Source organism: Comamonas sp. Tr-654 (assembly GCF_011752915.1).
Taxonomy (GTDB): domain Bacteria; phylum Pseudomonadota; class Gammaproteobacteria; order Burkholderiales; family Burkholderiaceae_C; genus Comamonas.
Genome location: NZ_VWWQ01000004.1, coordinates 378755 through 392263, shown reverse-complemented (window position 1 = coordinate 392263; position 13509 = coordinate 378755). Strand labels below are relative to the sequence as shown.

The following is a 13509-nucleotide window of genomic DNA, read 5'->3' as shown; positions in this document are numbered from 1 at the left end:
GGCTCAGGCCGTGCTGCCCTGGGCTGCAGCCTTCTGCTGCATCCACTTGCCCATCGCAATCACCAGCACGGCGCCACAGGCCGCCGCTGCGTAATGCGCCCAGGGATTGACCTCCACAAAGCCTTCGAGCAGATGGTCGCTGGTGATGGTTTCGCCAGCCACCCAGCCGATCAGCGCCGCGCCCAGAGTGACGATCACCGGGAAGCGCTCCATCAGCTTGATCATCAGCGTGGAGCCGAAGATGACCAGCGGAATGCTGATGGCCAGGCCCAGGACCAGCAGCAGCATGTCGCCCCCCGCCGCCGCCGCCACGGCGATCACATTGTCCAGGCTCATGACCAGATCGGCGAGCAAGATGGTGCGAACAGCAGCCATCATGCCCTGCCTGGCCACGCTGCCGGAATCCTCCGCTTCATCCTCGCCCTTGAGCAGGCCCACACCGATCCACAGCAGCAGCAGGCCGCCGATGACTTCCACAAACGGCAGCTGCATCAGCTTGGCCGCGACCACCGTCAGGGCAATCCGCAGCACAACGGCAGCGCCAGAGCCGAGCATGACCGCTTTTCTCTGCTGCTCGGGCGGCAGTCCACGTGCGGCCAGGGCGATGACCACCGCGTTGTCGCCCGAGAGAATGATGTTGATCCAGACAATTTTGAACAAGCCGATCCAGAAATCGGCACCGAGCATGACATCCATGGGCAGAGCTTCCTGAGTTCTTTGTCCGTTGCTACTTGAACGGACGAACGCCCCGCGCTGCACAGCCGGGAGCTATCCATGCGGGAAAGTTTAGCCAACTGGCTCTGGCGGCCGTTGCCGGCGTATTGCTTCTGGCGTCATGGGAATTGCGGACCTGACAAGGCCCTGCAAGCGCTTCAAATTACCAGTTTTCAGTGATAGGCAAACCACCGGATCTCGGTGACAGTACGCCACAATATCAGCGGTACCCCACACAATATGGCAGAGACATTCTCCCTACCCACCGAGTCCATCCTCCCCAGCCCCTTGCTCGTGGTGGAGGATGAGCCGCTGATCCGCAACAGGCTGGAAAGCATTTTGCGCGGCCTCGGGTATGCGGATGATGCTCTCATTTTTTGCGGAACCCTGAAACAGGCACGAGCGCAGCTGGCAGAGCATCCGGTGGCCATGGCGCTGGTGGACCTTGGACTTCCCGACGGCAGCGGCATCGACCTGATCAGCCAGCTGCGCGCGGCCGACCCCGGCATGGGCATTCTGGTCATCTCGGCCTGGAGCACCGAGGACGCCATTCTTTCGGCGCTGCGCGCCGGGGCCAACGGCTATGTGCTCAAGGAACGCGACGACCTGGAAGTCACGCTGTCCATCCGCAGCGTGCTGCGCGGCGGTGCCCCCATCGACCCTTTCATTGCACGGCGCATCATTGCCGAGCTGCAGCCGGCCCAGCCCACGGAAGCGCACAAGGCGATGCCGCCCGAGGCCGCACTCAGCGCCCGTGAAATCCAGATCCTCAAGCTGGTGGCCGATGGCATGACCAACAGGGAGATCGCCGAGTCTCTCTTTCTCTCGCGCTACACGGTGGAATGCCATGTGAAAAACATCTACCGCAAGCTGGCCGTGCCGTCCCGAACCAAGGCGGTCAGCGAGGCCCGTGCGCGCGGTTTGCTGATCTGAATGCCCGAGCGGACGGCTCTCATGCTCCGCCTGATATTTGCGCTCATCCTGGGATGGAGCTGCAGCATGGCCTGGGCACAGGAGGCCAAGCCTCAGGACCTACGCTGCGAGCCCCGCATCGTGGCCCGCCAATCGGCCAAGGCCTTTCCCGAAGGCCCTCCGCCCGATGCAGCCCTGCTGCAGTGGGTGGATGTGCCGCCGTTGGACGACTGGAGCCAGCGCTGGCCCGGCTATGACGGCGCTGCCTGGTACCGCATCGACTGGGAGAGCCGCTGCGGGCACGACCAGCCCGTAGCTCTGGCCGTCATCAATATGGTGATGGCGGGCGAGGTGTTCGTGAATTCGGAGCTGATCTGGCGCGACCAGTCACTGGTGGAGCCCCTGAGCCGCAGCTGGAACATGCCGCGCTACTGGTTGCTGCCCAAGGCACTGCTCAAGGAGCAAGGCAATAGCATCTGGGTGCGCATCCATGGAATCAGCAGCCAGACGCCGGGTCTGGGACGGCTGCGCCTGGGAGACCCCGCGGAGCTGGAGCAATGGACGGCACAGGCCACCTGGAGCCTGCGCACCATCTATGTGGTCTGCATCACGGTCAGCCTGGTGCTGTGCCTGCTGTTCGCTTTCGCCTGGCTCCACCATCGCCACCAGAAACTCTATGGCTGGTACGCATTCAATCTGCTGTGCTGGGCACTGATGCTGTGCTTCATCGTCATGACGGATCCCTGGCCCTTTGCCAGCACGCAGGCCTTCGCCAGAGGCAATTTGCTGATTTTCATAGCCTTTACCTACACGCTCTGCATTTTTGCGCTGCGTTTTGCCGATTTAAGCCTGAAAAAGCTGGAGCGCACGCTGACCGGTCTGTGCAGCCTGTGCGCCGTGTTCGCCCTGACCTTGCCAGAGGCACAGATGGCGCTGAGCCAGGCCATCTGGCTGCTGATGTTCTGTCTTTGCGCTCTGGTCTGCCTGCTGTTTCCGCTGCGTGCGCTGCAGACGCGCACGCCGGCCCACATCATTTTCAGTCTCTGCTTCGTGCTCTACCTGGCCATCGGCGTCCACGACCTGTTGCTGTTGACCAAGGCCCTGGATCACAATCTGACGCTGATTCCCTACACCACCTTGATGAGCATGCTGGTGATCGCCTGGTTGCTGGGGCGACAGATCGTCAAGAACATGCGCCACATCGAGCGCTTCAATCACGAGCTCAGCCTCACGGTCACCCAGGCCTGCGATGACCTGAGCCAGACTCTGGAGAGAGAGCACCACCTGGCTCTGAGCCACTCCCGCCTGCAGGAGCGGCTGCGCATCTCCCAGGATCTGCACGATGGGCTGGGAGGCTCTCTGGTGCGCTCCATTGCGCTGGTCGAGCAAAGCAGCACTCCTTTGCCCAATGCCCAGGTGCTATCCATGCTCAAGCTGATGCGTGACGACCTGCGCCAGATGATCGATACCGGCACCAGCGCCGCCATCCAGGTTCCCGAGACACCCATGCAATGGCTTGCACCGCTGCGCCACCGCTTTGCACGGCTGTTCGAGGAGCTGGACATTCAGGTGAAATGGAGCCTGCCCACCTACTGGACTCACGCGCCCAGCCCCATCCAGTGCCTGACGCTGACCCGCGTGCTGGAAGAGGCTTTGACCAATGTCGTCAAGCACAGCCGCGCCAGCCAGGTAGAAGTTCGGCTGGCGATTCCTGACTCCAGGGAGTTGCAGTTGCAGATCGAGGACAACGGCACAGGCTTTGACCTCGACAGCACCCAGATCAACAGCATGGGCGTAGGCATGCGCAGCATGCTGGCGCGTTTAGAGCGCCTGCAGGGCACTCTCGTCATACAGTCCCGCCCCGGCCGCACCGAGCTGCGCGCCAGCCTGCCGCTGCTCGGCAAGGTGCAACGCCACACAGAGGTACAGAGTGCCATGCCGTCGACACAGAGCGTGCTGTAACTGCGCTAAGCTTTCTGCATGCCCCTGCTTATCGACGGAACACCGCATGAAGACGGCATCTTCACCGTTCAACTGACGTCGGGTGCACCGCACAGACTCAAAACCAGCCCCGGTCAAGGCAGTCTGAGCCTGGGTCCCGAGAAGCTGCTGAAAACCGCCGACCTGCGGCTGCCTGTCGACGCCTGCGTGCTCTGGCACTGCTTCAACCCCTTTGCCACGCCCGCCGGCTCACCCTGGCCACGCAGCTTTTACTACACGGGCAATGACCACGGTTTTTTCACATGGGCGCAGTTGCGCCCTATCGAAAACTTCAGCTGGTACCCGCAGCTACAGCAAGACGTGCATATCGACGCCAGTCAGTCACAGATTCGCGAGCTGAGCATTCATCTGCAGGCCGGCCATCAAGGCCATATCTACCTGAAGCTGCCGCAGCAGGGCATGCACCTTCATCTGCATGGCAATCTGGAGCAAATCACCGTCACCGCAGGCCTGCCTGAAAGCCTGAGCTTGAGCCCGGCTACCAGCAAGAACCCGGCCGACAAAGCCTTCCAGCTGCCCGACATGGGAAGCCTGAAACAGGTTGGCGCGCTGGAGCTGCGCAACGGTGCGGGCAAGCAAGCTGTTTCGCTGCAGAATCTGCTGCAATTTTCGAAGCTGGATTCGCTTTCCCTGTGGGGGAGTCACAGTGATCTGGCCCAGCTTTCTTCATGTACGCAGCTCAGGGCGCTATCACTGCGTTTTATGCGCCATCTGTCGGAGCTTCCAGCACTGCAAGCCTGGCCGCAACTGGACTCCTTCATCGCCTACAACGTGGAAGAAGCCGCCGGAAACCGCCTGCGCCAGCAGCTCAAGGAGCGCACCAAGGCACGATCCTGGGCCGGCTACACATCTGTCAGCCAGCTACGCAAGCCCGAATGGTGGGACAAGGAATATGGGCGGCCATTTGCAGGCTGGGCCGCAGCCCGCGCCAGGATTGCACATGCGGCTTACGACCTGGCCGAACAGGAGATCGGCGCGGCCAGCAGCCTTGGACACGTACAAGCTGCACTGACGACCTTTACCTCCCGCTTCAACACGGTCAAAGGCATTGAGACCAGCGAACGTGAAGACCTGGGACTGGCCGTGCAGCAGCTGGCACAACTGCCTGCGGCGCTGGCCCTGAAGCTGACGCATGAACAGGCCCAACAGTGGTTTGACGAGAACCGCGACTACTAGCGATTACCGAGCGGCTGCAGGGTCGACCTGCGCAATGATGCCACCGCCCAAGCAGACATCGCCGTCATAGAGCACGGCAGACTGACCGGGGGTCACAGCCCATTGCGCTTCGGGGAAGTCCAGGCGGAAGCCCGCTTCGGAAGCCTGGGAAATCAGCGCCGGAGAATCCGGCTGGCGATAGCGGGTCTTGGAGCCGTAGGCCTTGCCCTCTGCCGGGGCATGGCCGGCCACCCAGCTGACCTGATCGGCCAGCAGCGCATGCGACAGCAGCAGCGGATGGTCATGGCCCTGCACTACACGCAGAATGTTCTTGTCCATTTCCTTGCGCGCCACAAACCAGGGCGCATGATCGCCTGCACCACGGGCGGCACCCTTTTCCTTGACCCCGCCAATGCCCAGACCCGAACGCTGCCCCAGTGTGTAGAAGGACAGGCCCACATGATTGCCCAGCTTGCGGTTGCGGTCGTCCAGGATAGGCCCCGGTTCCTTGCTGATGTAGCGGTTCAGAAAGTCGCGGAACGGGCGCTCGCCGATGAAGCAGATGCCTGTCGAGTCCTTCTTCCTGGCGTTAGGCAGGCCGATCTCTTCGGCAATGCGGCGCACCTCGGTCTTGTGCAGCTCGCCCACGGGGAACATGGCCTTGGACAGCTGGGCCTGGTTCAGGCGGTGCAGGAAATAGCTCTGATCCTTGCTGTTATCCAGGCCCTTGAGCAGCTCGAACAGCTCGGTGGAGGGGTTCTGGCGCACGCGTGCATAGTGGCCGGTGGCTATCTTTTCTGCTCCCAGGCGCATGGCGTGGTCGAGAAAGGCCTTGAACTTGATCTCCGCATTGCACAGCACGTCTGGATTGGGCGTGCGACCAGCCTGGTACTCGCGCAGGAACTCGGCAAACACGCGGTCCTTGTAGTCGGCGGCAAAGTTCACGTGCTCGATCTCGATGCCGATCACGTCGGCCACCGCCGCCGCATCGACAAAGTCGATATTCGACGAGCAGTACTCGCTGTCGTCGTCATCTTCCCAGTTCTTCATGAAGATGCCGACGACCTCATGGCCCTGCTTTTTGAGAAGATAGGCGGTGACGGCGGAATCCACACCACCCGACAAACCCACCACGACACGCTGCTTGTTGCTCATAGGTATGCGATTATCCCAGCGCCCGTCAACTGCTGCGGGCGTGAGGATTTGCCATGGAACTGCGCCAGCTGCGCTACTTTGTACGAATTGTTGAACTGGGCTCCATGAGCCGGGCAGCGCTGGATCTGGACATGGTGCAGTCGGCGCTGAGCCAGCAGATCAGCCGCCTGGAGTCAGAACTCTCGACCCGGCTGCTGCAGCGCACGCCGCGCGGAGTGATTCCTACCGAAGCCGGCCAGGCCTTTTTCCACCAAGCCCAGCTGACCCTGCGCCATGCCCAGCAGGCCATTCACGCGGCCCAGCAGGCGCGGCTGTCGGGCGCCGTCAGCATGGGCCTGTCGCCCACGATTGCGAATGTGCTGGGCCTGCCACTGATGCGCGCCATGCGCGAGCGCTACCCCGAGGTGCGTCTGCACATGGTGTCAGCCCTCTCGGGGCATCTGACGAGTCTTCTCAACGCCAGGCAGCTGGATCTGGCCATCCTTTTCGATACTCAGAGCGCCAGGCGATGGAGCGTGATGCCTCTGCTGGAAGAGCAGCTGTTTCTGATCCAGTCGCGCCAGCAACTGGTAGCGCCGCAGATTCAGCATGAAGTGCCTATCAGCCTGGAGCAGCTGCAGCAGGTGCCGCTGATCCTGCCCTCGGGCAGCCACGGCCTGCGCAGCTCCATCATGGCTTCGTTCACCAGTGCCGGCTTTCAGTCGCAGATGGCCATGGAGATCGACTCGCTCACCCTGCTGATGGAAGCAGTCGATGCCGGCATGGGCGCCACGGTCCAGCCCTGGTCGGCCGTGGGCATGTACCGTGATGCGGCCGAGCGCTTTCAGTGGTCGCAGATCGCCGATGACTCGGTGCGGCGCAAGGCCGCCCTGTGCAGCCTGTCTGACGATGAGCTGTCACCCGCCGCCCTGGCGGCACGCGTCGTGTTGACGGACTGCGCGCGCCAGCTGGTGCATTCGGGAGTCTGGCGGGGCGCGTCGCTGACGGACTGAGCCCACGAAGCGATAGGCCGGCCTGCCGACGGTGGAATCAGGAACTCAGGATAGAGCAGGAAAAAGCCGGGCACGGGCTTACGTAATTTCCACAGCAACTTTGTTGCCATGTGAAGCTCATACCTGGTGGCAAACCTAGATCTTCATTACAACATTGCTGTTGCGCCCCCTGGGCCGCATCTCGACATCCATCTTGCATCACGCCGACGGCGCCAGCCTACAGCGCGTGCGAGTGCGCTTTTTTAATATGAGCCTTGCCTCGTGCTGGATGTGAAGTGCGCTTCAGGACAGCCAGCCAAAACCAAGGTTCATTTATGACATCTCTCGATATTCAGTTGCTGCTGACCGCCCTGGTCAGCGTGCTGGTGTTGGTCGCATTGATCGTTTCACGCATCAAGCTGCACCCGCTGCTGGCCCTGCTCATCGTCTCGCTAGGCGTCGGCTTTGCCACTGGCATGGATCCGGAAACCATCGTCAAGCAGCTGACCAACGGCGCAGGCAAAACGCTGGGCGCCGTAGGCGTCGTGATCGCGCTGGGCGCCATGCTGGGCAAGATCCTGGCCGATGCAGGCATCACCGAGCAGATCGCCGAAGCCATTCTCAGGCACTCCTCAGATCGCATGATCCCCTGGGCCATGACCCTGGTGGCCTTCATCGTCGGCATCCCCATGTTCTTCGAGGTCGGCCTGGTGGTCATGCTGCCGCTGATCTTCAGCGTGGCGCGCAAGCTGGAAGGCCAGGCCCGATTCAAGGGCTCGGCCTATGTCTACGTCGGCGTGCCCGTGATCTCGGCACTGGCGGCCATGCACGGCATGGTTCCGCCCCATCCCGGCCCCCTGACCGCCATCGCCACCCTCAAGACCACGGTCGGCCCGACCATGCTGTACGGTTTTCTGGCGGCGATTCCAGCCATGGTTCTCGGCGGCCCGCTGTATGGCGCCTTCATCGCCCCGCGCATGAGCACCAAGCCCGACCAGGCCTTGCTGGACCAGTTCACCATCACCGAAAAAGCCATTGCCGGCCAGCAGCCCAGCATCGCCCTGGGCGTGCTGGCGGCCCTGCTGCCCGCCATTCTGATGCTGATCCACGCCGTCGCCGAGATGCTGCTGCCCAAGGATGCGGCAGCCATGCATGTGGCCAGCTTCCTGGGCAATCCCCTGATCGCCATGCTGCTGGGCGTGCTGTTCGCCATCGTGGCCCTGGTGATGGCCCGTGGCGGCGATACCGAAAAGCTGCGCGACGCGCTGGGCAAGAGCCTCAAGCCGATTGCCTCCATCATCATGATCATTGCCGGCGGCGGCGCCTTCCAGCAGATGCTGACCAGCGCCAAGGTCGGTGATGCCATCGTCCATCTGACCCAGCAGTTCGCCTTCCCGCCGCTGATCCTGGGCTGGCTGATCGCCATGCTGCTGTCCGTCTCCACCGGCTCGGCCACCGTGGGCATCGTGGGCGCTGCCGGCCTGCTGGCGCCGCTGGCGGGGGCCGACCCCAGCCTGAACCTGCCTCTGCTGGCCCTGTCCATCGGCTGCGGCTCGCTGTTCTTCAACTATGCCAACCACGCCGGTTTCTGGATGGTCAAGGAGTCCTTCGGCATGACCATGGGCGAAGCCACCAAGACCATCTCGGTCGTGCAGTCCATCGTGGCCGTGGTGGGCCTGATCATGGTGCTGCTCTTCAACGCGCTCGTCACCGTGCATTGAGGCTGGCCATCCAGGCCACACCGGGGCTGCAGCGCAGCGGCCCCGGTGCCTGCCACCGTGCAGCAGCCTGTGGCGCATGGCCGCATCACGCCGGCTTCCGCCCACGGCACAACCAATCCATCACGATTGGTGATACCCCCATCCCCTAGCCCCGCTGCACGGGTGAGGCGGTGCTCACTACAGTGGCGTTCAACTCCAATCTGACCCTGTCAACCGCGCTCCGGCAGCGGAAATGACAGAGGACATCCACCCACGTTGAACCGCTGCAGGCATCGCCCCGTGGCAGCCCATCATGAAAACTGAAGCCTTTGACACCGATGTACTCGTCATCGGTGGTGGCAATGCCGCCCTGTGCGCCGCGCTGATGGCGCGCGAAGCCGGCAGCCGCGTGCTGCTGCTTGAATCCGCTCCGCGCGCCTGGCGCGGCGGCAACTCCGGCCACACCCGCAATCTGCGCTGCATGCACGACGCTCCCCAGGACGTGCTGGTCGAGGCCTATCCCGAAGAAGAGTACTGGCAGGACTTGCTCAAGGTCACGGGCGGCATCACCAACGAGCATCTGGCGCGCATGGTGATCCGGGCCTCCTCGACCTGCCGCAGCTGGATGCGCAAGCATGGCGTGCACTTTCAGCCGCCGCTCTCGGGCGCGCTGCATGTGGCGCGCACCAATGCCTTCTTCATGGGCGGCGGCAAGGCACTGGTGAACGCCTATTTCCGCAGCGCCGAAAAGCTGGGCGTGGAAATCCGCTACGAGTCGCCCGTGGACAAGCTCGAAATCGAGAACGGCCGGTTCCAGGCTGCCTGGGTCAAGACCAAGGATGGGAGCCAGCGCATCACGGCCAAGAGCTGCGTGCTGGCGGCGGGCGGCTTCGAGTCCAACCGCGAATGGCTGCGCGAGGCCTGGGGCCAGAACGAGCGCGGCGAGTGGCCGGCCGACAACTTCATCATCCGCGGCACGGCCTTCAACCAGGGCGTGCTGCTCAAGCACATGCTGCAAGAGCAGCAGGCCGACGGCCTGGGCGATCCCACCCAGGCACACATGGTGGCCATTGATGCCCGCGCTCCGCTGTACGACGGCGGCATCTGCACGCGTATCGACTGCGTCTCGCTGGGCGTGGTGGTGAACCGCGATGCCCAGCGCTTTTATGACGAGGGCGAGGACTTCTGGCCCAAGCGCTATGCGATCTGGGGCCGTCTGGTGGCCCAGCAGCCTGGCCAGATCGCCTACTCCATCATCGACAGCAAGGCCATAGGCCGCTTCATGCCACCGGTGTTCCCTGGCGTAAAGGCCGACTCCCTGCCCGAGCTGGCACAGAAGCTGGGTCTGGATGTGGACACCTTCATGGCCACCCTCGACGCCTACAACAGCAGCTGCAAGGTCGGCCATTTCGACCATACCGCGCTGGACGACTGCCACACCGAAGGCCTGGCTCCCGCCAAGACGCACTGGGCTCGCCCGCTCGATACCGGCCCCTACTACGGCTACGCGCTGCGCCCCGGCGTGACCTTCACCTATCTGGGCCTGAAGGTGGACGACACATCCGCCGTGCGCTTCAAGGATCAACCCAGCCAGAACCTGTTCGTGGCCGGCGAAATGATGGCAGGCAATGTGCTGGGCAAGGGCTACACGGCCGGCGTGGGCATGTCGATCGGCACGGCCTTTGGCCGTATCGCCGGGCGCAACGCCGCCCTGGCAGCACAAGGCAAAGACGCCGTGCACGGCGCTGTGAAAGATGAGGTCTGAGTCATGAGCATCCAATCCCTGCAAGAACTGGGCAAGGAAGCCCAGACCCTGGCCACCGGCAAGGTGATTCCCATCCTCCCCGCCCCAACGGAAACCGCTGCCGAAAGCGAAGTGGCGCGCGTGATGCAGATCTGCAATGCCTGCCGCTATTGCGAAGGTTTCTGCGCCGTATTCCCGGCCATGACGCGCCGTCTGGAGTTCGGCAAGGCCGATGTGCATTACCTGGCCAATCTCTGCCACAACTGCGGCGCCTGCTTGCACGCCTGCCAGTACGCGCCGCCGCACGAATTCGGCATCAACATTCCCAAGGCCATGGCCGAAGTGCGCGGCCAGACCTATGCCGACTATGCCTGGCCGCCCGCCATGGGCAAGCTGTACCAGAAGAGCGGTCTGACCCTGTCCTTGGCACTGGTCGCCGGCCTCTTCCTGTTCCTGGCGCTGGCCGTCGCGGCGCAAGGTGGCATTGGCCAACTGTGGAACGGCAATCTGGGCAACAACTTCTACAACCTGTTCCCGCACAATCTGCTGGTCGGCATCTTTGCGCCGGTCTTCCTGTTCGTGGTCTTCGCGCTGTTCATGGGCGTGCGCCGCTTCTGGAAGGATGTGAAGCCCGCCACCAGCAATGTGGATGTCAGCGGCCCCGCCGCAGCCGAAGCCACACACGACGTGCTGCGCCTGAAATACCTGGACGGCGGCCACGGTGACGGCTGCCACAACGAGGACGACGAGTACACGCTCAAGCGTCGCCGCTTCCACCACCTGACCTTCTACGGCTTCATGCTGTGCTTTGCAGCCACGGGCCTGGCCACGGTCTATCACTATGTCTTCGATCTGCCCGCTCCCTACGAGCTGCCCAGCCTGCCCAAGATTCTGGGCACCCTGGGTGGCGTGAGCCTGATGATCGGCACGGCCGGCCTCTGGATGCTGAACCGCGCCCGTCACCCGCTGCATGGCGATGCCAAGCAAAAGCCCATGGACCTCGGCTTCATCGCCCTGCTGTTCCTGGTGGCCGCAAGCGGCCTCGCGCTATGGCTGGGCCGCGCCACGCCGGCGCTGGCACTGCTGCTGTGCCTGCACCTGGGCGCCGTGATTGCGCTGTTTGCCACCCTGCCCTACGGCAAGTTTGCCCACGGCGTGTTCCGCACGGCTGCGCTGCTGCGCCACAACACCGAAAAGCGCGAGCCCAGCCCCATCGGCCTGGGCGCTGATTGAAGGTCTGAAAAGCCACGGGCCGGCATGGCCTCTCATGCCGGTCACTTCAAAAAAATCAGCCGGATTACGGGCCAGCCGGATCACCGGCGAGCCGTACCACCGGCATTCCTTCCCCCGACCAAGGAGACATCCCATGATGAACAAACGCCATTTCCTGCGCGCCACGGCCGTGGCCGCCTCCCTGCTGAGCCTGGGCTCGGCAGCACAGGCCGCACCTGACTGGCTGCCCAACAAGCCCGTGACGCTGGTCGTGGGCTTTGCCGCTGGCGGAGCTGCCGACGCGGCAGCGCGCATGATTGCCAAGAAGCTGGGCGAGAACATCGGCCAGACCGTAGTGGTGGACAACAAGGGCGGCGCGGGCGGCAATATCGCCCACCAGTTCGTGGCCAAGGCCCCGACCGACGGCTCGGTGCTGCTCTTCGGCTCCATCGGCCCGCTGACGATTGCGCCCCACATCATGAAGGTGGGCTACAACCCCTTCACCGACCTGGCGCCCATCTCGGGCGGCGTGAACTTCCCCAATGTGCTGGTGGTGCACAAGGGCGCCGGCGTGAAGAACCTGGCCGAGTTCGTGGCCAAGGCCAAGAAGAGCCCCGGCAGCGTGGACTATGCATCGACCGGCGCGGGCTCGGCCTCGCATCTGGCGGGCGAGCTGTTCAACCAGCGCGCCGGCGTGGAGATGGTTCATGTGCCCTACAAGGGCGGTGCACCGGCCCTACAGGACCTGCTGGGCGAGCGTGTCACCTCCTACTTTGCCGCGCCCCCGACGGCCCTGCCGCATGTCGAGACCGGCAAGCTGATTCCGCTGGCCACCACCGGTCTGACCCGCCCCGCCTATATGCCCAATATTCCCACCGTGGCCGAAGCCGGCTATCCGGGCTTCGAGGCGCTGAACTGGTATGCCTTCGTCGCCCCCGGCAAGACCCCCACGCCCGTGCTGGACCGCTGGAACCTGGAGATCGTCAAGGTGCTCAAGGACCCGGCAGTGGCCGAGGCGCTCAAGGTCCACGGCCTGACACCCCAGCCCACGACCCGCGCCGAGTTCGCGGCCTTCATGAAGAAGGAATACGAGCAATGGGGCAAGGTGGTCAAGGAACGCAAGATCACCCAGAACTGAGCGCACAACCCAGCTCGCGCCGATGCATAAGGCATGAGTTGGGACGCAATCCAGGTCAGGGCGGCGAGCAAGGGCCTCGCCGACAGCGCCGTGCCGCAGGGCAGCCGCTCAGACTGTGATGGGCTTTTTTTCCACGGGAGCCGCAAAGCCCACGCACAGACGGTTCCAGACATTGATGCAGCCGATGGCGTAGCTGAGCTCCACGATTTCGCGCTCGCTGAAGTAGGGACGCAGGGCCTCGAAGTCCTGCTGCCCGGGGTGGGCCTGGCTCAGCTGCGTGCAGCGCTCGGCCCAGTTCAGTGCGGCGCGCTCGCGCATCTCGAACAAGTCCACCTCACGCCAGACCACCACGCTGTTGATGCGCTGCAGGTCCTCACCGCGCGACAGCAGCTCGCGCACATGCATGTCCACGCAGAAAGCGCAGCCGTTGATCTGCGAGACGCGCAGATAGACCAGCTCCAGCAGCTGCACACCGAGACTGGAGTGCGCGATCTGGGCGTTGAGGCCGGCCTGCGCCTTGTAGAGCTCGGGAGCCAGCGCACGGAAATCCAGGCGCGGCGTGGGGATGGCAATAGGGTTCGCGGTGGGATTGGCGATGTCGGCCATGTGAATACTCCTTGAGGCATTGCAGGCCCGCCCCTGCGGCCGGCCCATGCCTCTTAGACGCGGCAGCGGCGCGGTTTGTGACAGGCCTCGTCATCCATCACCGGACCATCAATAAACATAGCTGCTATCGCCTGCTGCAAAACAAATTCAGCAATAAAACCATCTGAAGCTTTTGATTGAATGGCGGTAGCAGCTATTGTT

11 protein-coding genes are annotated in these 13509 nt (G+C 63.4%); 8 read left to right on the top strand and 3 right to left on the bottom strand.

Annotation, left to right across the window (positions count from 1 at the left end; all coding sequences use genetic code 11):
• Positions 1–3 precede the first annotated feature (3 nt).
• Entirely contained in the window at positions 4–696 is a 693-nt protein-coding gene (locus F3J24_RS15040; RefSeq protein WP_167007853.1) for a TerC family protein, read from the bottom strand.
• Between the two features lie 258 nt (positions 697–954).
• Here F3J24_RS15040 and F3J24_RS15035 point away from each other — a divergent pair, with 258 nt between their 5' ends.
• The 3 genes from F3J24_RS15035 to F3J24_RS15025 are packed head-to-tail and all read left to right on the top strand — an operon-like array spanning position 955 to position 4803.
• On the top strand, positions 955–1647 hold the full coding sequence (locus F3J24_RS15035) for a response regulator transcription factor (RefSeq protein WP_043004610.1): 693 nt from the start codon (positions 955–957) through the stop codon (positions 1645–1647).
• Positions 1648–3588, top strand: coding sequence for an ATP-binding protein (locus tag F3J24_RS15030; RefSeq protein ID WP_167007850.1), 1941 nt, complete (start codon positions 1648–1650; stop codon positions 3586–3588).
• A gap of 18 nt (positions 3589–3606) precedes the next feature.
• Positions 3607–4803: a transcriptional regulator gene (locus F3J24_RS15025; protein WP_167007848.1), complete on the top strand. Its 1197-nt coding sequence runs from the start codon at positions 3607–3609 to the stop codon at positions 4801–4803.
• A gap of 3 nt (positions 4804–4806) precedes the next feature.
• Here F3J24_RS15025 and mnmA read toward each other — a convergent pair whose 3' ends face one another.
• A complete protein-coding gene (gene mnmA, locus F3J24_RS15020; protein WP_167007846.1) occupies positions 4807–5937 on the bottom strand; it encodes a tRNA 2-thiouridine(34) synthase MnmA in 1131 nt (376 codons plus the stop codon).
• Positions 5938–5990: 53 nt separating this feature from the next.
• Here mnmA and F3J24_RS15015 point away from each other — a divergent pair, with 53 nt between their 5' ends.
• The 5 genes from F3J24_RS15015 (at position 5991) to F3J24_RS14995 (ending at position 12702) form a co-directional block, all read left to right on the top strand.
• Positions 5991–6929: a LysR substrate-binding domain-containing protein gene (locus F3J24_RS15015; RefSeq protein WP_167007843.1), complete on the top strand. Its 939-nt coding sequence runs from the start codon at positions 5991–5993 to the stop codon at positions 6927–6929.
• 314 nt (positions 6930–7243) lie between these two features.
• Complete coding sequence (locus F3J24_RS15010) at positions 7244–8629, top strand: GntP family permease (protein ID WP_167007841.1); 1386 nt, start codon at positions 7244–7246, stop codon at positions 8627–8629.
• Between the two features lie 292 nt (positions 8630–8921).
• Entirely contained in the window at positions 8922–10373 is a 1452-nt protein-coding gene (tcuA, locus tag F3J24_RS15005; protein WP_167007838.1) for an FAD-dependent tricarballylate dehydrogenase TcuA, read from the top strand.
• Between the two features lie 3 nt (positions 10374–10376).
• Entirely contained in the window at positions 10377–11585 is a 1209-nt protein-coding gene (tcuB, locus tag F3J24_RS15000; RefSeq protein ID WP_205244790.1) for a tricarballylate utilization 4Fe-4S protein TcuB, read from the top strand.
• A gap of 133 nt (positions 11586–11718) precedes the next feature.
• On the top strand, positions 11719–12702 hold the full coding sequence (locus F3J24_RS14995; protein ID WP_205244789.1) for a tripartite tricarboxylate transporter substrate binding protein: 984 nt from the start codon (positions 11719–11721) through the stop codon (positions 12700–12702).
• Positions 12703–12810: 108 nt separating this feature from the next.
• Here F3J24_RS14995 and F3J24_RS14990 read toward each other — a convergent pair whose 3' ends face one another.
• Complete coding sequence (locus F3J24_RS14990; RefSeq protein ID WP_167007836.1) at positions 12811–13308, bottom strand: carboxymuconolactone decarboxylase family protein; 498 nt, start codon at positions 13306–13308, stop codon at positions 12811–12813.
• Positions 13309–13509 lie beyond the last annotated feature (201 nt).

Coding starts and splice junctions, on each gene's coding strand:
- F3J24_RS15040 (WP_167007853.1), bottom strand. CDS start 696: ATGGATGTCATGCTCGGTGCCGATTTCTGGATCGGCTTGTTCAAAATT.
- F3J24_RS15035 (WP_043004610.1), top strand. CDS start 955: ATGGCAGAGACATTCTCCCTACCCACCGAGTCCATCCTCCCCAGCCCC.
- F3J24_RS15030 (WP_167007850.1), top strand. CDS start 1,648: ATGCCCGAGCGGACGGCTCTCATGCTCCGCCTGATATTTGCGCTCATC.
- F3J24_RS15025 (WP_167007848.1), top strand. CDS start 3,607: ATGCCCCTGCTTATCGACGGAACACCGCATGAAGACGGCATCTTCACC.
- mnmA (WP_167007846.1), bottom strand. CDS start 5,937: ATGAGCAACAAGCAGCGTGTCGTGGTGGGTTTGTCGGGTGGTGTGGAT.
- F3J24_RS15015 (WP_167007843.1), top strand. CDS start 5,991: ATGGAACTGCGCCAGCTGCGCTACTTTGTACGAATTGTTGAACTGGGC.
- F3J24_RS15010 (WP_167007841.1), top strand. CDS start 7,244: ATGACATCTCTCGATATTCAGTTGCTGCTGACCGCCCTGGTCAGCGTG.
- tcuA (WP_167007838.1), top strand. CDS start 8,922: ATGAAAACTGAAGCCTTTGACACCGATGTACTCGTCATCGGTGGTGGC.
- tcuB (WP_205244790.1), top strand. CDS start 10,377: ATGAGCATCCAATCCCTGCAAGAACTGGGCAAGGAAGCCCAGACCCTG.
- F3J24_RS14995 (WP_205244789.1), top strand. CDS start 11,719: ATGATGAACAAACGCCATTTCCTGCGCGCCACGGCCGTGGCCGCCTCC.
- F3J24_RS14990 (WP_167007836.1), bottom strand. CDS start 13,308: ATGGCCGACATCGCCAATCCCACCGCGAACCCTATTGCCATCCCCACG.